Annotated in this window: 27 protein-coding genes; 18 read left to right on the plus strand and 9 right to left on the minus strand. The window is 60.3% G+C overall.

Going from position 1 to position 20,940, the window contains the following annotated elements:
- Positions 1–184: 184 nt before the first annotated feature.
- Positions 185–859 (minus strand): TlpA family protein disulfide reductase, encoded by a 675-nt coding sequence (locus tag K3728_02200; protein UWQ96079.1) that lies wholly within the window; start codon positions 857–859, stop codon positions 185–187.
- On the opposite strand from K3728_02200, the gene argH reads away from it, so the two are divergent.
- The 4 genes from argH (at position 774) to K3728_02220 (ending at position 4,140) form a co-directional block, all read left to right on the plus strand.
- Positions 774–2,186 (plus strand): argininosuccinate lyase, encoded by a 1,413-nt coding sequence (gene argH, locus K3728_02205; protein ID UWQ96080.1) that lies wholly within the window; start codon positions 774–776, stop codon positions 2,184–2,186. The two genes, K3728_02200 and argH, sit on opposite strands and share 86 nt — an antisense overlap.
- Positions 2,187–2,295: 109 nt before the next feature.
- Positions 2,296–2,439: a hypothetical protein gene (locus tag K3728_02210; protein UWQ96081.1), complete on the plus strand. Its 144-nt coding sequence runs from the start codon at positions 2,296–2,298 to the stop codon at positions 2,437–2,439.
- A gap of 122 nt (positions 2,440–2,561) precedes the next feature.
- Positions 2,562–3,032 carry a transcription elongation factor GreA gene (gene greA, locus K3728_02215; GenBank protein ID UWQ96082.1) on the plus strand — a complete coding sequence of 157 codons (471 nt, stop codon included), beginning with the start codon at positions 2,562–2,564 and terminating at the stop codon, positions 3,030–3,032.
- Between the two features lie 55 nt (positions 3,033–3,087).
- On the plus strand, positions 3,088–4,140 hold the full coding sequence (locus K3728_02220; protein UWQ96083.1) for a hypothetical protein: 1,053 nt from the start codon (positions 3,088–3,090) through the stop codon (positions 4,138–4,140).
- Between the two features lie 119 nt (positions 4,141–4,259).
- On the opposite strand, the gene K3728_02225 is transcribed toward K3728_02220, so the two are convergent.
- Complete coding sequence (locus K3728_02225) at positions 4,260–4,466, minus strand: ParD-like family protein (protein ID UWQ96084.1); 207 nt, start codon at positions 4,464–4,466, stop codon at positions 4,260–4,262.
- A 95-nt stretch (positions 4,467–4,561) separates the two neighbouring features.
- Between K3728_02225 and map the strand changes: the two genes are divergently transcribed.
- Positions 4,562–5,416: a type I methionyl aminopeptidase gene (map, locus tag K3728_02230; protein ID UWQ96085.1), complete on the plus strand. Its 855-nt coding sequence runs from the start codon at positions 4,562–4,564 to the stop codon at positions 5,414–5,416.
- 143 nt (positions 5,417–5,559) lie between these two features.
- Here map and K3728_02235 read toward each other — a convergent pair whose 3' ends face one another.
- The 5 genes from K3728_02235 to K3728_02255 are packed head-to-tail and all read right to left on the minus strand — an operon-like array spanning position 5,560 to position 8,219.
- On the minus strand, positions 5,560–6,186 hold the full coding sequence (locus tag K3728_02235; GenBank protein ID UWQ96086.1) for a trimeric intracellular cation channel family protein: 627 nt from the start codon (positions 6,184–6,186) through the stop codon (positions 5,560–5,562).
- On the minus strand, positions 6,187–6,651 hold the full coding sequence (gene rnhA, locus K3728_02240; GenBank protein ID UWQ96087.1) for a ribonuclease HI: 465 nt from the start codon (positions 6,649–6,651) through the stop codon (positions 6,187–6,189).
- Positions 6,644–7,243, minus strand: a complete 600-nt coding sequence (locus tag K3728_02245; GenBank protein ID UWQ96088.1) for a class I SAM-dependent methyltransferase — start codon at positions 7,241–7,243, stop codon at positions 6,644–6,646. Before K3728_02245 ends, rnhA begins: the two co-directional genes overlap by 8 nt.
- Before the next feature lie 33 nt (positions 7,244–7,276).
- Positions 7,277–7,768 carry a pyridoxamine 5'-phosphate oxidase family protein gene (locus tag K3728_02250; protein ID UWQ96089.1) on the minus strand — a complete coding sequence of 164 codons (492 nt, stop codon included), beginning with the start codon at positions 7,766–7,768 and terminating at the stop codon, positions 7,277–7,279.
- A gap of 43 nt (positions 7,769–7,811) precedes the next feature.
- Positions 7,812–8,219: a GNAT family N-acetyltransferase gene (locus K3728_02255; GenBank protein ID UWQ96090.1), complete on the minus strand. Its 408-nt coding sequence runs from the start codon at positions 8,217–8,219 to the stop codon at positions 7,812–7,814.
- Between the two features lie 266 nt (positions 8,220–8,485).
- On the opposite strand from K3728_02255, the gene K3728_02260 reads away from it, so the two are divergent.
- Both K3728_02260 and K3728_02265 read left to right on the plus strand, forming a co-directional pair.
- Positions 8,486–8,917, plus strand: a complete 432-nt coding sequence (locus K3728_02260; protein UWQ96091.1) for a universal stress protein — start codon at positions 8,486–8,488, stop codon at positions 8,915–8,917.
- A 12-nt stretch (positions 8,918–8,929) separates the two neighbouring features.
- Positions 8,930–10,486: an alanine:cation symporter family protein gene (locus K3728_02265; protein UWQ96092.1), complete on the plus strand. Its 1,557-nt coding sequence runs from the start codon at positions 8,930–8,932 to the stop codon at positions 10,484–10,486.
- A 68-nt stretch (positions 10,487–10,554) separates the two neighbouring features.
- On the opposite strand, the gene ispH is transcribed toward K3728_02265, so the two are convergent.
- Entirely contained in the window at positions 10,555–11,505 is a 951-nt protein-coding gene (ispH, locus tag K3728_02270; GenBank protein ID UWQ96093.1) for a 4-hydroxy-3-methylbut-2-enyl diphosphate reductase, read from the minus strand.
- 114 nt (positions 11,506–11,619) lie between these two features.
- Here ispH and K3728_02275 point away from each other — a divergent pair, with 114 nt between their 5' ends.
- Together K3728_02275 and K3728_02280 are read left to right on the plus strand one after the other, a co-directional pair.
- Complete coding sequence (locus tag K3728_02275) at positions 11,620–12,156, plus strand: AhpC/TSA family protein (GenBank protein UWQ96094.1); 537 nt, start codon at positions 11,620–11,622, stop codon at positions 12,154–12,156.
- Positions 12,157–12,161: 5 nt separating this feature from the next.
- Positions 12,162–12,827, plus strand: a complete 666-nt coding sequence (locus tag K3728_02280; GenBank protein ID UWQ96095.1) for a pentapeptide repeat-containing protein — start codon at positions 12,162–12,164, stop codon at positions 12,825–12,827.
- Between the two features lie 75 nt (positions 12,828–12,902).
- Here the strand turns inward: K3728_02280 and K3728_02285 are convergent, their stop codons facing one another.
- Positions 12,903–13,478, minus strand: coding sequence for an NYN domain-containing protein (locus K3728_02285; GenBank protein ID UWQ96096.1), 576 nt, complete (start codon positions 13,476–13,478; stop codon positions 12,903–12,905).
- Between the two features lie 120 nt (positions 13,479–13,598).
- On the opposite strand from K3728_02285, the gene folK reads away from it, so the two are divergent.
- From folK to rnc, 9 genes are all read left to right on the plus strand, one after another.
- Complete coding sequence (gene folK, locus K3728_02290; GenBank protein UWQ96097.1) at positions 13,599–14,189, plus strand: 2-amino-4-hydroxy-6-hydroxymethyldihydropteridine diphosphokinase; 591 nt, start codon at positions 13,599–13,601, stop codon at positions 14,187–14,189.
- Positions 14,190–14,284: 95 nt separating this feature from the next.
- Positions 14,285–14,638: a DNA-directed RNA polymerase subunit omega gene (gene rpoZ, locus K3728_02295; protein ID UWQ96098.1), complete on the plus strand. Its 354-nt coding sequence runs from the start codon at positions 14,285–14,287 to the stop codon at positions 14,636–14,638.
- A gap of 56 nt (positions 14,639–14,694) precedes the next feature.
- Positions 14,695–16,815, plus strand: a complete 2,121-nt coding sequence (locus tag K3728_02300; protein ID UWQ97414.1) for a bifunctional (p)ppGpp synthetase/guanosine-3',5'-bis(diphosphate) 3'-pyrophosphohydrolase — start codon at positions 14,695–14,697, stop codon at positions 16,813–16,815.
- Positions 16,816–16,875: 60 nt separating this feature from the next.
- Positions 16,876–17,508, plus strand: coding sequence for a DUF2062 domain-containing protein (locus K3728_02305; GenBank protein ID UWQ96099.1), 633 nt, complete (start codon positions 16,876–16,878; stop codon positions 17,506–17,508).
- Complete coding sequence (locus K3728_02310; GenBank protein UWQ96100.1) at positions 17,508–18,254, plus strand: pyridoxine 5'-phosphate synthase; 747 nt, start codon at positions 17,508–17,510, stop codon at positions 18,252–18,254. The genes K3728_02305 and K3728_02310 overlap by 1 nt, the downstream gene beginning before the upstream one ends.
- Before the next feature lie 13 nt (positions 18,255–18,267).
- Complete coding sequence (locus K3728_02315; protein UWQ96101.1) at positions 18,268–18,705, plus strand: hypothetical protein; 438 nt, start codon at positions 18,268–18,270, stop codon at positions 18,703–18,705.
- Positions 18,702–19,154 (plus strand): holo-ACP synthase, encoded by a 453-nt coding sequence (acpS, locus tag K3728_02320; protein UWQ96102.1) that lies wholly within the window; start codon positions 18,702–18,704, stop codon positions 19,152–19,154. Before K3728_02315 ends, acpS begins: the two co-directional genes overlap by 4 nt.
- A 201-nt stretch (positions 19,155–19,355) precedes the next feature.
- Positions 19,356–20,135 carry a signal peptidase I gene (gene lepB, locus K3728_02325; GenBank protein UWQ96103.1) on the plus strand — a complete coding sequence of 260 codons (780 nt, stop codon included), beginning with the start codon at positions 19,356–19,358 and terminating at the stop codon, positions 20,133–20,135.
- 9 nt (positions 20,136–20,144) lie between these two features.
- Positions 20,145–20,831, plus strand: a complete 687-nt coding sequence (rnc, locus tag K3728_02330; GenBank protein ID UWQ96104.1) for a ribonuclease III — start codon at positions 20,145–20,147, stop codon at positions 20,829–20,831.
- The last annotated feature ends 109 nt before the right edge of the window (positions 20,832–20,940 follow it).

The raw sequence follows: 20,940 nt of genomic DNA on the forward strand, positions 1-20,940 counted from the left end.
GGTTGGGGGCGTGACGGGGAAGTTGTTTGGTATTTAATGTAGGGTTCTGCCCGAGACTGTTTACTTGGGGGCTCTGCCCAAGGTTATTCGTTTGGGGGCTCTGCCCCCCATGCACCCCAAGGGGCGCATGTCCCCCGGAGGTGTATTTGCCAAGATGAAGAAGGGAGCGGCGCGGTCGTTGGTATTAGCTCTCGCGCGCGGAGAGGGCCTCTAGAAGAGTGATCGCCTCGGGGGAGGCCCAATCGGCATCGCCACGAAGGCGGGCGATTTCCTGACCGTTGCGGTCGAGGACGACGGTGATGGGCAGGCCGAAAATCCCCATTTCGCGGGCGATTTGCTGGTTGATGTCGCGGTTTTGCGGAAGGGACGTTACGCCGATCTCTTCAAAGAAGCGACGGATGGCGGGTGGAGGATTACGGCCCGTGGCAAGGGTGACGACCTGAAAATCCTCGCCGCCCATGGTGTTTTGGAGGCTTTGGAGCGAAGGCATTTCTTCCCGGCAGGGCGCGCACCATGTGGCCCAAAAGTTCAGGAGGACGACCTGTCCAGAATAGGTGGCGAGCGTGGTTTCAGACCCATCTTCCTGCACGAAAGGCTGCTCGGAAGCGGGGACCGGTTCGGCATGGATCACCAGTCCGCGCATGTCGCCCACTTGCAGATCAGACAGATCTTGGGCGATTGCGGCATTTGCGCATAGGCTTGCGGCGATGTATGCGGCGGTAACTAGGGTTTTGCGGACCATTTCGGTTCCTCTGAAGACAGGGCAGACAGATATGAGCGATACGGGTTCCTCCAACGATACGTCCAAGGCCAACACCATGTGGGGCGGCCGTTTTGCGGCTGGACCCGATGCGATCATGGAGGCGATCAATGCCTCGATCTCGTATGACCAGCGCATGGCGCGTCAGGATATCGAAGGTTCCCGTGCCCATGCCGCCATGTTGGCGGCCACAGGCATTGTTGAGGGTAGCGACGTTGACGTGATCCGGGAAGGGCTGCTCACGGTCTTGTCAGAGATCGAGGGCGGAACTTTTGCTTATTCGGCAGCGCTGGAGGACATTCATATGAATGTGGAGTCGCGCCTGACCGAGATTGTGGGCCCCGCCGCAGGCCGTCTGCACACGGCGCGGTCACGAAACGACCAAGTTGCTACTGATTTTAAGCTATGGGTGCGTGACCAGTTGGACGCCGCGATTGCCGGGGTTGAGGCGTTGCAGCGGGCATTGTTGGGCCAAGCTGAGGCAGGGGCCGAGTGGGTCATGCCCGGTTTCACACATTTGCAAACGGCGCAGCCTGTCACCTGGGGCCACCACATGATGGCTTACGTAGAGATGCTGGGCCGCGATGCCTCGCGGTTTCGCGATGCGCGCGCGCGCATGAACGAATCGCCGCTGGGGGCCGCGGCACTGGCGGGGACGTCATTCCCCATCGACCGGGAAATGACCGCAGAGGCGCTGGGCTTTGATCGCCCTGCCGCGAATTCCTTGGATGCGGTGGCGGACCGGGATTTCGCGTTGGAGTTCTTGGGGGCGGCGTCGATCTGCGCGATGCATCTGTCGCGGTTCGCGGAGGAATTGGTGATCTGGTCCTCTGCACAGTTCCGGTTTGTGGCCCTGTCGGACAGGTTCTCGACCGGGTCGTCGATCATGCCGCAGAAAAAGAACCCTGACGCGGCCGAGCTGATCCGGGCCAAGATCGGGCGCATCTTTGGGGCCAATGTCGCCCTGATGACGGTGATGAAGGGGCTTCCGCTGACCTATTCCAAGGACATGCAGGAAGATAAAGAGCAGACATTTGACGCCGCCGATAACCTGATGTTGGCTCTTGCGGCGATGGAAGGCATGGTGCGCGATATGCAGGCCAATGTGCCCTCGCTTGAGGCCGCCGCATCGTCGGGCTTTTCAACCGCGACGGACCTTGCCGATTGGTTGGTCAGGGCGTTGGACATGCCGTTCCGGGAGGCCCATCACGTGACCGGTTCACTGGTGAAGCTGGCAGAAGACAAAGGCTGCGATCTGCCTGATCTGACCCTTGAGGACATGCAATCGGTGCACGGGGATATTACGCCGGCCGTCTTCGATGTGCTGGGCGTCCATAATTCGGTCGCGTCGCGGGTGTCTTACGGCGGCACGTCGCCCGTGCGGGTGCGTGAACAGGTGGCCCGCTGGCGGGGCATTTTAGGCTAGGCGTCACGTCTTTCGGCGCAGGCTTGCCGATGGGTCCCGCGCCCGGGACCGCGTCGCTGGACAGGGGCGCGAAATCGGCGGAGACTACTGCCATCCAAGGAGAGACCCGATGCGTTACGTTGTTATTCTAGCCGTCCTTGCCCTGACCGCCTGTGGTGTGGACGGAGAGCCAGAGCGGCCTGAAAGGGCAGCACACCAGCCGGGGATTTCCGTCTCGGGGACTGCCGAAATTGGCATCAGCGGAACGTTCTAAGCCGAGCCTCTGCAATCCCAGTTGATCCGGCGCGGTTTCGCGCCTAACCTCAACCCAATCCCGGCATCGCCTCCGCGTTTTGCCGGGTTTCGTTTGCTCCTGATCTCTTAAGGCACTGACCGATGGAAAAGATCCCAATGACACCGAAGGGCCTTGAGGCCATGAACGGTGAACTCAAGCAGCTCAAGAGTATTGAGCGCCCTGCCATCATCAAGGCAATCGCGGAAGCGCGAGAGCATGGGGACCTGTCGGAGAACGCGGAATATCATTCCGCGAAGGAGAAACAGTCGTTCATCGAGGGCCGGATCAAAGAGCTTGAGGGCTCGATTTCACTGGCGCAGGTGATTGATCCATCGACATTATCGGGCGCGATCAAGTTCGGCGCGACGGTTGATTTGGTCGACGAAGAAACCGACGAAGAAAAGACCTATATGATTGTGGGTGAAGCAGAGGCCGATATTGAAAACGGCTTGCTGAACATCAAATCCCCCATCGCCCGCGCCTTGATTGGCAAGGAGGAGGGCGATAGCGTTGAAGTGCGCACGCCCGGTGGGGCCAAGAGCTTTGAAATCGTCAAGATTTCCTATGTCTGACATCGGGGCAATCGTGCCCGCGATGACCGTCAACATTCCGGGGTGAACACAGACGATGTCGTCTTCCTCTGATCCGACGCAAGAACGCATTCCCGACCCAAGGGCCACCCCGACGGCGTTGGACCTTGGGCTGTATGCGCGTGCCGACGTGGGGCCAAGGATCACTGCTATCGAGATGGTCGCCATTGGCGTTTCCGTGGTGTGGATCGGCGCGGTGGTTTTCTTTGGTTTCGGTTCATCTGAGGAAGAGGCCACGGGCGGCGGTCTATCGACACTACTGTCGATCTTGGCGGTGATCTTGCCTCTGGCGCTGATCTGGGTTGCCGCGATGGCGGCCCGAACGGCACGGGCCTTGCGGCAAGAGGCGGCAAGGTTGCAGGCCTCCATCGACGCGATGCGGGCGGCCTATGTGGAGCAACAGCAGCGCCAGTCGATGGAGATGAAGCCTGATCTGGTGCAGAAGCTGGACGATTTGGTGGCAGCGCAGCAGGCCGCCGATACCAAGCTGGCAACGTTCACATCATTGCGCGCCGTGGAGCCTGCTGAAGTCCGTGCCGCGGTGCCCCCGGTTTTGCCCGAGGTGGACGCAGCGCAACCACAACCCGCCCTTGCGTTCGTACAGGAAGCGGTGGTGGAGCCCATCTCGGTCGCGGATTTCATCAAGGCGCTGAATTTCCCCGAGAATGAGCATGATAAAGAGGGTTTCCGCACCCTGCGCCGGGCGCTTGAAGACCGCTCGACCGAACGGTTGATCCGCGCCTCGCAAGACGTTCTCACGCTGCTGTCGCAAGATGGTATCTACATGGATGACCTGCGCCCCGACCGCTCCAAATCCGAGGTTTGGCGGCGCTTTGCCAAGGGCGAACGGGGGCGCCCGATTGCGGCCTTGGGGGGCATTCACGACCGTTCTTCCCTTGTTCTGGCGGCGGGGCGGATGCGCAAAGATCCGGTGTTCCGCGATGCTGTCCACCACTTCCTGCGCCACTTCGACCGCACGTTCATGGAGTTTGAGAAGAACGCCAGCGACGAAGAAATCGCTCATCTGGCCGACACCCGCACCGCCCGCGCCTTTATGCTACTGGGCCGTGTGACAGGGACGTTTGACTAAGGCCTCGACTCATCGTTCGCGCCACCCTACCGAGCGAGAAGCAGACGAGCGCTTGTCGCGACATTGATGGCAGCGATGCGGACGAAAAGAGCATTCGCCGCGCCTGCGCCTAGGTGTGCCTATGCCGCTTCGACTTTTGGTAGCTTCACATCGGCTTCTTTGAGCTGTTGAGCGACAATCTCGTTGAAGGTCAAGCTTGGGTTTGTTTCGGCAAGCATACCGAGCTTTATCCAGAACTCTGCCTGCGCGTTGATGGACCGGCACATAACCGTGCTGGCTTTACGGATATCCTCGTGCAGCCCGTCACCGATTTTTACGATCCCCATTGAAGCGTCTCCTTGCGATATGTATGAAGTGTATACGAATCGTATACGAATCGTATGGTAGATGAATAGGCACCAGTATAGGGAATGAAGGCGAGATGGACAGCTACATCAATGTACCGGTAGCCTCCGCCGCCAAAGATGCGCGCCGGACCGAAAGCATCAAGCTCTATGGACCAGACGCCTTTATCGGAATGCGCCGCGCAGGCGCGCTGACCGCTGCCTGTCTGGACGGCGTAGCCGATCTTATCCGCCACGGCACTGCGTTGTCGGACATCAATACCTACGTGTTGGACTTCGCGGCATCCCATGATGCGACACCCGCGACCCTTGGTTACAAGGGCTACGAATATGCCTGCTGCACATCAGTTAATCACGTTGTCTGTCACGGCTTTCCGAACGAGAAAAAGCTGCGCGACGGGGATATCGTCAACGTCGACGTCACGCTGATCTTTGACGGGTGGTACGGCGATTCCAGCCGGATGTACGCGGTTGGCAAGCCCAAACGGGCATCAGAGCGGCTGATCCGGATTGCGCATGAAGCGATGATGCGGGGGATCAGGGCTGTCCGCCCGGGAGCGCGGCTTGGGGATATCGGCCACGCGATCCAGAGCTACGCACATTCCGAACGCTGCTCCGTGGTCCGCGACTTCTGCGGTCACGGCATTGGGCAGGTCTTCCACGATTCGCCCAATATTCTGAATTTCGGCAGAGCCGGGGAAGGTGTGGAATTGCGCGAAGGCATGATCTTCACAGTGGAGCCAATGATCAATCTTGGGCGTGGAGACGTGAAAATGTTGGCGGACGATTGGACGGCGGTGACGCGGGACAAGTCCCTTTCGGCGCAATTCGAGCATTCGATTGGCGTGACATCGGATGGTTTCGAGATCTTCACCGCCTCTCCTTTGGGCCTTCACGCGCCAGGGATTACGCTCCAGTCTGCGCCGGCATAGCGGACCTATGGCGTAACCGAAGCACCTAGGTCCAGCTACCGTTCGCAGCGCGTCTGCGTAAACGACCGCTACAGGCCGCAGGACGAAATGGAAGTCGCAGGATCTGCGAAGCCTCGCCTTTTCTGCCCTAAACGATGCGCCTTTCACGCTCGGGGTGGCGTGCTTTTGTAAACCGGTAGGCTCCAGCCGAACAGCAGAGAACCCGCGCGGAGGCCGAAGGTGACGGCAACGCAGATCACCGTGGGCCAGGGCGTCTCTGAAGTGATGAAGTGCGCCCCCAGAAGCGATGCGGCGGCCCCCGCGAAGGCTGCGGTAACGTAGAGCTCCCCCTGTTTCAGCACCAGGGGCACTTCGTTGGCGACCACGTCGCGCATCAAACCGCCGAAGGTACCGGTGGCCACGCCCATGACCAGCACAACGCCGGTGCTGACCCCGGCCTCCCGCGCCACGGCGACACCTGCGGCGACCGCAATCGCGAAGGCGCCCGCGTCCAGCCAGATCAGCCATTTCAGGCGAGATTCCATCAGGTGAGCGGTGAAAAACACCAGCACCGCCGCCGCCATGGCGATGGCGAGCGGGGTTGCGTCGGCGATCCAGAAGACGGGGTCGCGGTCCAAAAGCAGGTCCCGCAGGGTGCCGCCGCCCACCGCCGTCAGTGCGGCAAAAAAGATGAACCCGACGATATCCAGCTGCGCCCGAGACGCGGCCAGAGCGCCGGATAGCGCAAAGATCAGCGCCGAGGTGTAGTCGAGCGACAAGGTAACAGCCATTCAGCCTCGCTTGGATTTCTTGAACGGGGCCATGCCCGCCCGGGCCAGTTCATCAGCCTTCTCGTTCCCCTCATGGCCCGCGTGGCCCTTGATCCATTCCCATGTCACGTTGTGACGGGCCTGTGCTTCGTCCAACCGCTGCCAGAGGTCCACATTCTTCACCGGCTTTTTTGTCGCCGTCTTCCAGCCGTTGCGTTTCCAGCCGTGCATCCAGCCGGTGATGCCGTTTTTCACATAGGCACTGTCGGTCACGACGGTCAGGGTGGAGGGACGCTCCAGCGCCTCTAGCGCGGAAATCGCGGCCAGAAGCTCCATGCGGTTGTTGGTGGTATCTGCCTCTCCGCCCTTCAACTCACGCTCTTTCAGGATCGTGTCGCCCTCTTTGGCCCGCATCAGCGCGCCCCAACCGCCGGGGCCGGGATTTCCAGAGCATGCTCCGTCGGTATAGGCGATTAGGTCAGGCATTGTGGGGGGCTTTCGCGTGGAGAAGAGTGTAGGGATCAACGGTGCCAGCAAAGCCAGCTTCCGCGTCGTCTACACGGTGGGTGATGGTCAAGCCAAGGTCGGTTAGCATCCTCTCCAGTTCTTCCGCCGTGAAATAGCAATAATGCCGTCCGATGGCATCGCGGCTCTCTCCGCTGCCGGTCTTCATGCCCAGAAAGAAGGTGCCGCCGGGGCTGAGGGCATGGGCTAGGGCCGCCAGATAGCGGGGCACGTCAGCGCGTGCGGCATGGAGCAGGCTGAAGCTGGCCCAGATGCCGTCATAAGCGTTGTGGGCGGTGATATCGTCGAAGGTTGCCAGCCTTGCCGCTACGCCGATGGATTGCGCGGCGTCCACGAAGGCCTGCGTTGCGTCGATGGCATCAACGCTGTGACCAAGGTCCATCAGGGCGCGGGCATGCAGGCCGGGGCCGCATCCAAGGTCGAGGATATGGGCCTTGGACGGCAATGCAGCCGAGAACACTTGCAGCGCGGTGGCTTGGGTCGGGGTGATGCCTAAATCGGCATAGCCCGCGGCACGAGTCTGATAGACAGAGATGGTTTGATCGTCGCTCATGGAGGTCAGGGGAACCTTATGCGGGTCCAAGTTTCAACTGTTGTTGTCAGGCGGGATGCTTTCGCGCGGCAATGACGCGAGCTCTGGGCCGGTGCGAAAATAGCTGACGTCGTTGGTGAAAACGGAACTCGGCACCAACCTAATCAGGCGTCCATCGGGGTCATCGACGCGGGCGATGTTCTGGATGAACCAAGGGTTTTGGGTCTCGTCTGCCCCAAGATACCGGCGCAACAGCCTGCGGAATAGGGCGGGGTTCATCGGCTCTACCGTTGCGCGACCCCGCATCCCGAGGTGGCGCAGGACACCTGCGGTGTTGTCATAATCCACGATCTCAACAGCGACATTGGGGTTGGCCGCGATCCGTTCCGCACTGCTGGAGGACACATCAGACAGCATCCAAAGCGCGGCGCTTTCCCAAGCAAACCAGACCGGCGCGTTACGCGGTTCGCCTAACGCCGTGACCGTCGCGAGGTTGGCCATCAGGGGGCGGGATAGAACCTGTTCGGGGTCAAACGCAGTGGGCATGGGGAAGGTCCAAGGGGAGCGGAGGGGGCGGTAAGTGCAGTGGTTAGGGAAAGATCGTCATCCCCGCGCCAAGGGTATCGTTGGGACGCGCAGTGAAGCCCGCCGCCTCATACAGCGGCTCAACCCCATGGGCGGCCATCAGCCCCACGGTACAACCGGGCCGCAGCAAAGGCGCGAGGTCGGCCATAAGGCGGTCCACGATGGTGCGCCCGTGGCCCTTGCCCCGATGATCGGGCGCAACAACGATATCTTGAAGGTAGAAATACATCACTCCGTCACCCACGACCCGCCCCATGGCGATGGTCTTTCCATCCTCGCGCAGCGTCGCGTGCAGCAGGCTGTTGTCCAGCGCTTGCGCGGCGCAGGTTGGGTCGATCTCGGACCAGCCGCAGGAGCAGCGCAGGGCGTTGAACTCCGAGGTGGTGGGGGGCGCGTTGCTGAGGATAGCCATAGACAAAGGATGGGCCGAGGCGGGGCGCGCGGCAAGGCCATTATCGGGGTGTTTTCCGCTCCGCCCGGCACGACGCGGCAAGGTGGATGCTACGGAAAATTGGTTAACCGAAGCTTAGCGAAGACGTGGTTCTTCTAGAAAAACGCGTAGACCGGTGGCTTTGTGTTCGCTAGCTTACCTTTAGGCAGCCTAAAAAATAGGCACCGAAAAGGCGCGTTGGTTGGGGACAGCATCAGCCGTGGGCCAATAAAACATGGGGACGAAGTATGAAACTAGTGATCGGACTTGATGGTCAAAGCTCTGGGGAGAAAGCCCTGGACTTTGCCAAATCCGTCGCGGCGAAAAGCGAGACTTGCGAGCTAATCGTCGTCTACGTCATCGAATGGTCGCCGTTTTCCTTCCAGACTGCGGAAGAAAATGCGCAACGCCATAAGCGCCGCGAGGAAGAGATTTCCGTCGCAATGGAGCGTGTGGTGGATCCTGCGGTTGCCTCTCTCAAGGCGGCGGGTCTCGACGCCCGCGCGATCGTGCGTCACGGGGATGTCGCCGATACCCTCGATAAGATTGCCCACAAGGAAGGTGCGACGCAGATCGTTGTCGCCCGTTCCAGTGCCGGTGGCCTGACGTCTCGGCTGTTTGGCAGCTCTACCGCAAACCTTGTGATGAACGCCCGCGTTCCCGTCACAGTCGTCGCATAAGGAGCAGGCAACATGAAAAAGATCTATTCAGTTTTGATGGCAATCGCGACCTATATGGCCGTGTCGATGCCAGCGGTCGCTCAAGAAGCAGCCGTTTCCTTGGATGAGCGCGTCAACGCGGCATTTGCCGGCGCGACGGGCTGGTTTGTAAACTTCATCTTCATGTCGATCCCCGGCACCAACTTCCCTTGGATCGTGATGTGGCTGGTGATCGGTGCGACGGTTTTCACCATCTACTTCGCCGCCGTTCAGTTTCGCTTCTTCGGCCATGCCATTGGCTTGGTGAAGGGCGATTATTCGGACCCTGATGACGCGGGCGAGGTCAGCCACTTCCAAGCTTTGGCAACGGCGCTTTCGGGCACGGTTGGCCTTGGCAACATCGCTGGTGTCGCTGTGGCAGTTGGCATCGGCGGGCCGGGGGCCACCTTCTGGATGATCCTTGCGGGTCTTCTGGGGATGGCATCGAAGTTCACCGAATGTACGTTGGGTGTGAAGTATCGCAACGAATACCCTGACGGCACCGTTTCCGGTGGCCCGATGTACTACATCTCTAAGGGTTTCAGCGAGTTGGGTCTGCCGGGTGGTAAGATCCTTGCGGTACTGTTCTCGATCTTCTGTATCCTTGGCGCTCTTGGTGGCGGTAACATGTTCCAAGCCAACCAAGCCCATGCGCAGATCACCCAGATCACCGGCGAATTCCCCGGCTGGATCACCGGTGTCATCTTCGCGGCCGTGGTGTTTGCAGTCATCGTGGGCGGGATCAAATCCATCGCGCGGGTCACGGAAAAGATCGTCCCTTTCATGGGTATCCTTTACGTTGGCGCGGCGATCATCGTGTTGATCGTGAACTACAACATGATCGGTTGGGCCTTCGGCCAGATCTTCGCGGGTGCCTTCACGGGCCTCGGCGTTGCAGGCGGCATGGTTGGTGCGTTGATCCAGGGCTTCAAACGGGCGGCGTTCTCGAACGAAGCGGGCGTTGGTTCTGCGGCGATTGCGCACTCGGCGGTGAAAACCAAAGAGCCAATCACAGAAGGGTTCGTTTCCCTGCTGGAGCCGCTGATCGACACGGTTGTCATCTGTACGATGACGGCGCTGGTCATCATCATCAGCCAACAGCTGATCATTGATGAGGCCACCGGCACCTACATGCTGAACGAGGCGGGTTCCGCCATCGCCACAGTAGGTGACACAGGCGGTGTTGCCCTGACGTCGGCAGCCTTCGGGTCCGCGATCAGCTGGTTCCCCTTCGTGTTGGCGATTGCAGTGATCTTGTTCGCGTTCTCCACCATGATCTCGTGGTCGTACTACGGGTTGAAGGCTTGGACGTATCTGTTTGGCGAAGGCAAGACGACAGAGCTGATCTTCAAGGTCATCTTCTGCATCTTCATTGTCATCGGTGCGGCGGCCAGCCTTGGCCCGGTCATCGACTTCTCGGATGCGGCGATCTTCGCGATGGCTGTGGTCAACATCTTCTGCCTCTACTTCCTGATGAAGGTCGTGAAGGCCGAGTTGCAGTCCTACAGCGCACGTCTGAAGTCGGGCGAGATCAAGAAGTTCACGCACTAAGCGCGACTGATACAGAACGGGAGGGGCCGCATGCGAAAGCTGCGGCCCTTTTCAATTGCCGCGGTGGGTTAGGCTGGTTCGCGCAACACGCGGGGCACTTTGAATTCGACGTTCTCCACGGCAGTTTCCACCAGTTCCCGTGTGACGTCGAAGCGATCTTCAAAGGCTTGAATGACTTCCTCGATCAGCACCTCTGGGGCCGAGGCCCCTGCCGTGATCCCCAGCGTTTTGATGTCGCCCAAGGCCCGCCAATCAATATCCGCGGCCCGTTGCACCAATTGGCTATAGGCGCACCCGGCCCGAGAGCCGACCTCCACCAACCGTTTGGAGTTGGACGAGTTCGGCGCGCCCACCACCAGCATCGCCTCGGCCTTGGGGGCCATGGCTTTCACCGCTTCCTGGCGGTTGGTGGTGGCGTAGCAGATGTCTTCCTTGTGGGGGCCGACGATGGCCGGGAAACGCGCGTTCAGCGCCGCAACGATATCAGTCGTGTCATCAACGGACAGGGTCGTCTGCGTCACGAAAGCCAGTTTTAGCGGGTCACGCACGGCGACCTTGGCCACGTCTTCCACGGTTTCCACAAGCAGCACTTCGCCTTCGGGCAGTTGGCCCATGGTGCCGATGGTTTCGGGGTGGCCCTCATGGCCGATCATGATCATTTGAAGGCCGTTGTCGGCGTGGCGCTGCGCCTCGATATGCACCTTGGAGACCAGGGGGCAGGTGGCATCCACGTAGATCATTTCCCGCGCCGCTGCCGCTTGCGGCACTGATTTGGGCACACCGTGGGCCGAGAAGATAACCGGGCGGTCATCGGGGCAATCGGACAGTTCCTCCACAAACACCGCGCCTTTGGCTTTCAGGTCATCGACCACGTATTTGTTGTGCACAATCTCGTGGCGCACATAGACAGGCGCCCCCCATTTCGTCAGTGCCATTTCCACGATTTTGATGGCGCGGTCCACGCCAGCGCAAAAGCCGCGCGGGGCGGCGAGATATATCGTGAGAGGGGGCTTGGTCATGGTGCGGGTCTCCTGTGAGACATTAGGTAAGGGGTGCCAGCAATGTCGTAAAGGGATGGTGCCGCGCGGGCGGGCGTGTTTGGGTGCGCGGGACCCCAATTAGGAGTGCCCCCAATGCTGATCCCTCGTCAAACCGTTCCCGCTCTGTCGCTTCCCCTTGTCGGAGGCGGCACCTTCGATCTGAGCGCGGAAGCCAGCCCCCGTGGCACTGTCGTGTGTTTCTACCGGGGCCTGCACTGCCCGTTGTGCGCCAAATACCTTGAGGAATTCGAAAAGCTGGTCGGAGAGTTCGCCGCCCGTGGTGTCGGCTCCATCGCGATTTCCAGCGATGGCGAGGAACGCGCCGCCGAGATGAAGACCAAGATCGGGGCCGAGAACCTGCGGTTTGGCTATGATCTGACGTTGGAAAAAGCCCGTGAATGGGGGCTCTATATCTCGACCTCTCGGGGCAAAACCTCCATCGGGATCGAGGAACCTGCGCTATTCTCGGAACCCGGTCTGTTCCTGATTAACCCTGACAATACGCTTTATTACATGTCGGTGCAGACGATGCCCTTCGTGCGTCCTCATTTCCGCGAGCTTCTGGGCGCCGTCGATTTCGCGATCGAGAAAAGCTACCCGGCCCGTGGTGAATATACTGGGGCAGTTTAAGCGCTATGGAGGGCGTGGCCCTTACCCGTGCCGATGTGGCGCGGGCCTGTGATGCAGGAGAGCCCGTTTCCGCGAAGGCCTGCGCCCTGGACGGCGTTGATCTGTCTGATCTGGACCTGTCGGGGTGGCAGTTTGACCGCTGCACCCTGATCGGCGCGTCGTTCAACGGCGCGATGCTGGAAGGCACGCGGTTCACCGCCTGCCGCGCGGCGGGTGCGACGTTCCTGAGTGCCAACCTGCAAGAGGCCGAGATTAACGGCGGTGATTTCAGCAACGCTGACCTGCGAGGGGCGACGGTGACATCGGCCCGCGTGGTCGGTTGCAAGATGACGGGCGTTAACCTGTCGGACGTGCGTGCCATCGGCTGGGAACTGGAAGAGGTGCTGCTGAACTTGGCGGTGATTTCCAAGGTCTCGTTCCGAAAGATGGTGCTGAGGCAGGTGGATTTTACCGAGGCGTCGCTGACCTCCTGCGATTTTCGCGGGGCAGAGTTCGAGGCCTGTTCCTTGCGTGACGCGCAGCTGGTGGATTGTGGGTTCGAGAACGCAGACCTGCGCGGTGCCGATCTTGGCGGCGTGTCTCTGACAGACGCGCGGCGGTTGAAGGGGGCGGTAATCTCGAAGGGGCAGGCTGCTGATTTGTTGGCGCAACTGGGCTTGCGGGTGATCTAGGTCGCCTTGTTGCGGCGAGGAAAGTTGGGCCCTTGGGCCCAACCGATCGAGCAGTCTGAAGTGGTGTGAAGCGGTCTATTCGACCGTTTCTTGCTCGGCCTCAAAAGCTTCAGGGCGCGGTTCGCGGGCCGGACGACCAATGGCGTCTTTCAGATCGAAAAGCTCGATGAAATTGTCGCACTGACGGCGCAGATCATCGGCAATCATCGGCGGCTGGCTGCGGATCGTAGAGACCACTGACACCCGGCACCCTTTGCGCTGCAATGCTTCGACCAATGGCCGGAAATCGCCGTCGCCCGAGAAAATCACGATATGATCCACATGGGGCGCGGCTTCCATCGCATCGACGGCCAGCTCGATATCCATGTTACCTTTGACCTTACGGCGGCCTTGGCTATCGGTGAATTCCTTCGCGGGCTTCGTGATCATGTTGAAACCGTTGTAGTGCAGCCAATCCACCAATGGGCGGATGGGAGAGTAGTCATCATTCTCCAGAAGGGCTGTGTAGTAGTTCGCACGCAACAGCTTCCCGCGCTGCATGAATTCTGACCGCAGAAGCTTGTAGTCAATATCAAACCCGAGCGATTTGGCAGCCGCGTAAAGGTTGGAGCCGTCGATAAACAGCGCAAGACGTTCGTCTCGATAAAACATGGAGTATCCAATGCCCGTGAGTGAGTGTAGTACACCAACTGCCTTAAAATTCCGGAAGTACCCCGGGACAGCCGATGCGTAGCTTGTCTATATGTAATGGCAATGTGACAGGATCAAGGAATGAAGTACATAAATGACGCAGGGACAGGCTTGATCGCGCTTGGGGCGAACTTGTCTACTGGCGAAATGCCGCCGGAAACGAGCGTTCCTGCGGCGATGGCGCGGCTTGCGGACCGCATTGATGCCGCCGCCGTCTTCAGCGACCTTTATCACACACCGGCATTCCCGGCGGGGTCCGGCCCGCAGTTCGTGAACGCTGCGATGCGGATCGAGTGGCACGATACTGCTGAGAGCTTGCTGGCGCTTCTCCATGATGTCGAGGCAGAGTTCGGGCGCACCCGTGCCAATCGGTGGGAGGCACGGGTGATGGATTTGGACCTTATCGGGTTGGATGATGCGATTTTGCCCAGTGCTGCCACGCGGGCGGAATGGGCCAACCTGTCGCCCGAGGAAGCAGCGAAGGTGGTGCCGGATCAGCTGATCTTGCCGCATCCGCGCCTTGCAGAGCGTGGCTTTGTGCTGGTGCCGCTGGCTGATGTGGCGCCGGAATGGGTCGACCCTGCCACCGGTCTTTCAGTGGCTGATATGCTGGCGGCCCGCCCTACGGCAGAGCTGTCACAGATCGTCCGCATCGGTGCTTCGGCCGCCTAGCAGGTCGAACAATGGCGAATCCGGTTGTCAATAAGCCTATCCGTGCTTATGTAGCGCCTTTAACCCCTTATGGTTTCTAGTCTCTGGAGTGCCCCATGGCCCGCGTCACGGTTGAAGATTGCGTTGATAAGGTCCCGAACCGGTTCGAATTGGTGATGCTTGCATCCCACCGTGCCCGTGAGATCGCCTCGGGCGATCCGTTGACCATTGATCGCGACAACGACAAGAACCCCGTTGTTTCCCTGCGCGAAATCGCGGAAGAAACCCAAAGCTCTGCCGACCTGCGTGAGCGTCTGATCGAAAGCCATCAGACTCAGATCGAAGTCGATGAGCCTGAAGAAGACGCCATGGCGCTTCTGCAAGGTGTTGAGCAAGATCGCCCGGCGACCGACGACATGAGCGAAGAGCAGATGCTGCGTGCCCTCATGGAAGCGCAAGGCCAGAAGTGAAGGCGGAGACCGGGCTCTCAGCAGATACCACTGCGTCCTCGGGCGCGGATGACGCAATCGACGTCGAAGATCTGCTGAGCCTGGTCCGTGCTTACAATCCCAAAGTGAACGAGGCGTTGATCCGTGACGCCTTTGACTATGGCGCGCAGGCCCACGATGGCCAAACGCGCCATTCTGGTGAGCCTTACTTCACCCATCCCGTGGCCGTCGCCGCCCTTCTGACAGAACAACAGTTGGACGATGCCACCATCGTCACGGCGCTTCTTCACGACACGATTGAAGACACACGATCGACCTACAAAGAGGTCTCGGACCGGTTCGGCCCTGAAATCGCCGAGCTGATCGACGGTGTCACCAAGCTGACTAACCTTCAGTTGAGCAACCGGGAAAGCAAGCAGGCCGAGAACTTCCGCAAGTTGTTCATGGCGATGTCCAAGGACCTGCGCGTTATTCTGGTGAAGCTGGCCGACCGCCTGCACAACATGCGCACAATCCGCCATATGCGCCCCGAAAAGCAGCGCCAGAAAGCGCAAGAAACGATGGATATCTACGCGCCGCTTGCGGGGCGGATGGGTATGCATTGGATGCGGGAAGAGCTGGAGGACCTCTCTTTCCGGGTGGTGAACCCTGAAGCTCGATCCTCGATCCTACGCCGCTTTATCACGCTGCAACGGGAATCGGGCGATGTGATCCCGAAGATCACCGACGATATCGAAGCCGTGCTGGAAAAACACGGGATCAAGGCGCAGGTCTATGGGCGGGCGAAGAAGCCCTATTCGATCTGGCGCAAGATGCAGGACAAGAAGCTGGCGTTTTCGCGGCTGTCCGACATCTACGGCTTTCGTGTCATCACCCAGTCGGAGGACGATTGCTACCGTACCGTCGGCGCGATCCATCAGCGGTGGAAGTCGGTGCCGGGTCGGTTCAAGGATTACATCAGTCAGCCAAAATCGAACGGCTACCGCTCGATCCACACTACGGTGTCGGGGCGCGATGGTAAGCGGGTCGAGGTGCAAATCCGCACCCGCCAGATGCACGAAGTGGCCGAAGCGGGCGTTGCCGCCCATTGGGCCTACCGCGACGGCGTGCGGGCGCAGAACCCCTTTGCGGTGGACCCGGCCAAATGGCTGGAATCTTTGAACGAGCGGTTTGAGAACGCCGAAGACCACGATGAGTTTTTGGAACACGTGAAGTTGGAAATGTACTCTGACCAAGTGTTCTGCTTCACCCCCAAGGGCGATGTGGTGAAGTTGCCGCGCGGGGCCACGCCGATTGATTTCGCCTATTCGATTCACACGCGGATCGGGCATTCCTGTGTCGGCGCGAAGGTGGACGGGCTGCGGGTGCCTTTGTGGACGCGCCTGAAGAATGGCCAGTCCATCGACATTATCACGGCCGAGGGGCAGACGCCGCAGGCCACATGGATCGACATCGCCACAACGGGACGCGCCAAGGCTGCAATCCGTAAATCTCTGCGCGAAGTGGACCGGGATCGGTATATCAAACTGGGTCGGGAACTGGCCCGTGTGGCTTTTGAACAGGTCGGCAAGAAGGCCACCGACAAGGCACTGGCGACGGCGGCCAAGGCGCTGCTTTTGACCGACGCAGACGAAGTGCTGGCCCGCATTGGTTCTGCTGAGTTAAGCGCACGGCAAGTGGTGGCCGAACTGTACCCAGAGCTTGCTAATACCGATGAAGGGGCCGCTGTCGCAAGCACCCGCGCGGTGATCGGCCTGCCGCCCGGCGCCCGCACCTTGCGCGCGCAATGCTGCCAACCAATCCCCGGAGAGCGCATCGTCGGCATCACCTATCACGGTAAGGGGCCGATTGTTCACGCCATCGACTGCCCGGCGTTGGAACCTTTGATGGACCAATCGGAGCGGTGGATTGATCTGCACTGGACCGAAGGCCGCCACGCCCCGGTTCATAACGTCACAGCCGAGGTAACACTGTCCAATGGGATCGGGGTTTTGGGGCGTCTGTGCACTTTGATCGGTGAGCAGAATGCCAATATCTCGGACCTGCATTTCATCGACCGAAAGCCAGATTTCTTCCGATTGCTGATAGATATGGACGTGCGCGACGCAGAACATCTTCATGCGGTGATGATGGCAATCGAGGCGGATTCCGATGTTGCGGCATTAGATCGCTTCCGTGATCTGGACCGGAGACCCTAAGAGGGCCATATCTAGGGAAGACGCGGTCAAGGGACGGATCGCGAGAGGAGGCTTTGCCGCGTGTTCAGACGCCGCGACTACAGACCGTGGTATCGTATTATCCTAGAGGTGCTTTGGCCTCGGGGGGGATGGCTGCGTGCTGCCCAATATGTACAGCACCGGATGCGGCGCTTGCCGGGCACGCCGGAACAGATCGCGCGGGGCGTTTTCGCCGGCGCTGTGACCGTGTTTACCCCCTACTTCGGCTTGCATTTCGTGATTGCGGCCCTTCTGGCGCGGCTGATGCGCGGCTCAATCTTCGCGGCGCTTTTGGCCACGTTCATTGGCAACCCGCTGACGTATGTGCCGATTGCGGCGATTTCACTGAACCTTGGACACTTCCTGTTGGGCACCCGACCTACCGTTGGCGTGAACGACAGCCTGTTCCGCCGCTTTGCGGGCGCATCAAGGGATTTGTGGCACAACTTCAAAGCCCTCTTCACGCCGGAACGGTCCCACTGGGGCGAATTGCAGGTTTTCTGGGATACGGTCGTTTGGCCCTGGACCGTCGGCGGCATTATTCCCGGCTTGATCTGCGGGATTGTCTGTTACTTTTTGACAGTACCCGTTGTGCGGGCCTACCAAAAAAGCCGCGCGGCTCGACTGCGTAAAAAGATGGACAAGCTCCGCAAACAAGCGGAAGCAGCGGAGTGATGGCGATGAACAAGTTGCGGCTAGGGGTGAATATCGACCATGTGGCGACCTTGCGAAACGCAAGGGGCGGGGCGACGCCCGATCCGGTTCGGGCCGCTTTGTTGGCCGAGAAAGCGGGTGCTGATGGGATCACTGCGCATCTGCGCGAAGACCGCCGCCACATCCGGGATGCTGATATTGCCGCAATCATGGATGCGATCACCATCCCGCTGAATTTCGAGATGGCCGCGACGGGCGAGATGCAAGAAATTGCACTGTCCCACATGCCCCACGCGGCCTGCATCGTGCCCGAGCGGCGCGAAGAACGCACGACCGAGGGCGGCTTGGAAGTGGCCGCAGACGACAACCGCCTCGCAGCCTTTATCGCCCCCCTGCGTGAAGCGGGTATTCGCGTGTCGCTATTCATTGCCGCTGAACGGTCTCAGATTGAGGCCGCCGCTCGCATCGGCGCGCCGGTTATTGAACTGCACACGGGCGCGTATTGCGATTACGCCGCCGAGGGTGATATCGCCGCGCGCGATGCAGAACTCGCAAGGCTGATCGCTGGTGCGAAGCTGGGGGTCGAGCTGGGGTTGGAAGTGCATATGGGCCACGGGCTCACCTACGAAACAGTCGCCCCCATCGCCGCACTGCCCGAAGTGGCAGAGTTAAACATCGGGCATTTCCTGATCGGGGAAGCGGTGTTTGTGGGGCTAGAGGCGGCCATGGCCGAGATGCGCGCCCGGATGGATGCCGCGCGGATTTAACAGGAGACTGTAGATGCGATTTTCTTCGATGGTATGCGCCGCAACATTGGCCTTCAGCGCCCCCGCGCAGGCGTTCGTCACGGCCCCCTGCGGACCGGAATTCACGCCACTGACCATCACCGAGCCATGGGAGGCGAATAGCCAAACCTTCGCCAATGGCGCGATCCGCATTTTCGAGATGTTTATAGATCCCAACGTTGCATCGGGGGCCGCTCTGGGCATTTTGCATCCGCTTCCTGCGACGGAGGGCGGCCCGTACCGGACCTGCACCGCGATCTACGCGGGGCCGGAATTTCGGTTCTTCGGGCAGGCCCATGTGGCGGAAGCAACGGCTGTCTACGACGCTTCGGTGGGGTTGATCGTGACGCTGCCCGTGTCGTTCGTGGATGGCAACCGGGTGCTGTTGAGGTTCGCGGTTAATCAAGCCACCGGTGTGGTGAGCCTGCTGTGATTCTGGGTATCGGCACCGATTTGGCGAATATCGAGCGGATTGAGCGCACGTTGGAGCGTTTCGGCGACCGTTTCCGCAACCGCGTCTTCACGGAACTGGAGCAGGCGAGGGCCGAACGGATGCCTCAACCCGCGGCGGTGTACGCCAAGCGGTGGGCCGCGAAGGAGGCGTGTTCCAAGGCCTTGGGCACCGGACTGCGCATGGGGATCGCGTGGAAAGATATGGCGGTTCGCAACCTCTCCTCCGGGCAACCCGTCGTCGAGGTAACGGGATGGGCGCGCGAGAGGTTGGAGCAGATGACGCCGGAGGGGTATGGGGCGATTATTCACGTCACTCTCACCGATGATCACCCCTGGGCGCAGGCCATGGTGGTGATCGAGGCGTTGCCACCGGAAGAAGAAGAGTTGAGGCCAAGGTTGGGTCGGTCAGAACGGCGAAAGCTGAGTTGAGCCTAAATAAGATAATTTGGGGGGCAGCCCCCCAAGCCGAGTTTGAAAATTTTGGGGGGCCAGCCCCCCAAGCCCCCGGCGATATTTATGAAAAGATGAAGGGGCAAGGGGCGCCATTAGACGGCCTGTTGCTTGACTTGTTTGGCGTGACACGGGCAAGAAAGCCCAAAGGCAACGTGAGCAGCAAGGAAGGGCAGCCCCATGGCAGAATCTGAGGGCGGCGTGATGGAGACGGTAAAGACCGTCGTATGGGCGCTGGTGATCGCGGGCGTGTTCCGCACGCTGTTTTTCCAACCGTTCTGGATTCCATCGGGGTCGATGAAGGACACGTTGCTAATCGGCGACTTCCTGTTCGTGAACAAGATGGCTTACGGCTACTCGCAGCACTCGTGCCCGTTCTCGATGTGCCCATTTGAGGGGCGTATTTTCGGATCAGATCCCGAGCGCGGCGATGTTGTGGTGTTTCGCCATCCCACCAATGGCACGGATTTCATTAAGCGCGTTGTGGGCCTGCCCGGAGACCGGGTGCAGGTTATCGACGGGGTGCTCCACCTGAATGGGGAGCCTGTGCGCCTGACCCCAGAAGAGCCGTTTGAGGAAATTTCGGAGGCGCAGGGCCCCCAAGGTCACGTGCCACGCTGTTCCAATGCGCCGGTGGGCGAAGGCGGCATCTGCGCCAAGGAGCGAGAAACGGAAGAATTGCCCAATGGCGTTCGCCACTCGATCCTCAACATTCTTGACGGATCACGCGGTGACAATACGCAGGAGTTCGTCGTGCCGGAGGGGCATTTCTTCGTGATGGGCGACAACCGTGACAACTCCATCGACTCGCGCTTCCCACAGTCCATCGGTGGCGTTGGCTTCGTGCCTGCCGAAAACCTTTTGGGCCGCGCTGATCGGGTGATCTTCTCCTCCGCCGGGCAGCGTATGATCTACTTCTGGACCTGGCGCTCGGATCGCTTCTTCCGGGCCATTGAGTGACGTAAGCGCATGAAACCCTCGCGGGAGCTATTGGCCTTCATGGATCGGCTGGGATACGTCTTTGACGATCCAGCCCTTCTCGCGCGTGCACTTACCCATTCGTCGCTGTCATCCCCCACGCGGGGCGACAACCAACGCCTGGAATTCTTAGGCGACCGTGTGCTTGGCCTCGTTATGGCCGAGGCGGTCCTCTCGGCCGATGAGGACGCCAAGGAAGGCACCCTCGCGCCCCGGTTCAATGCCCTTGTCCGCAAGGAAGCATGCGCCGGCGTCGCGCGTCAGATCGACCTTGGCACAGCGATGCGCTTGGGAAAGTCCGAGATGTCCGCCGGGGGGCGTCGCCGAATGGCGCTTCTGGGCGATGCGATGGAGGCGGTCATCGCGGCTGTCTACCTTGACGGAGGCTTCAACGCCGCGCGTGATCTCGTCCTGCGCCTGTGGTCTGCCCGTGTGGAAAGCGTCGAAGAAGATGCGCGTGACGCGAAAACCGCTCTGCAAGAATGGGCCCAGGCACGCCGCATGCCCCCGCCAACCTATACGGAAGTTGCACGCACCGGCCCAGATCACGCGCCCGTCTTCCGCGTCCGTGCCGAAATCTCCAATGGCCAGCACGCCGAGGCGGAAGCCAAAGCCAAACGCCAAGCAGAGCAGATGGCGGCCAAAGCCCTCCTCGATCGCGTTGAACGCGCCACCTGAAGGACGCCGCGTCGCTCCCTCCTTCATCTTGGCCAATACAACTCAATCCCTCCCTGTCTCCCAACACAACAGCTTGCCAATAACACGCCCCCTTTGCGTCACGCCGCAT

Source organism: Rhodobacteraceae bacterium M385 (assembly GCA_025141835.1).
Classification (GTDB): Bacteria; Pseudomonadota; Alphaproteobacteria; order Rhodobacterales; family Rhodobacteraceae; genus Gymnodinialimonas.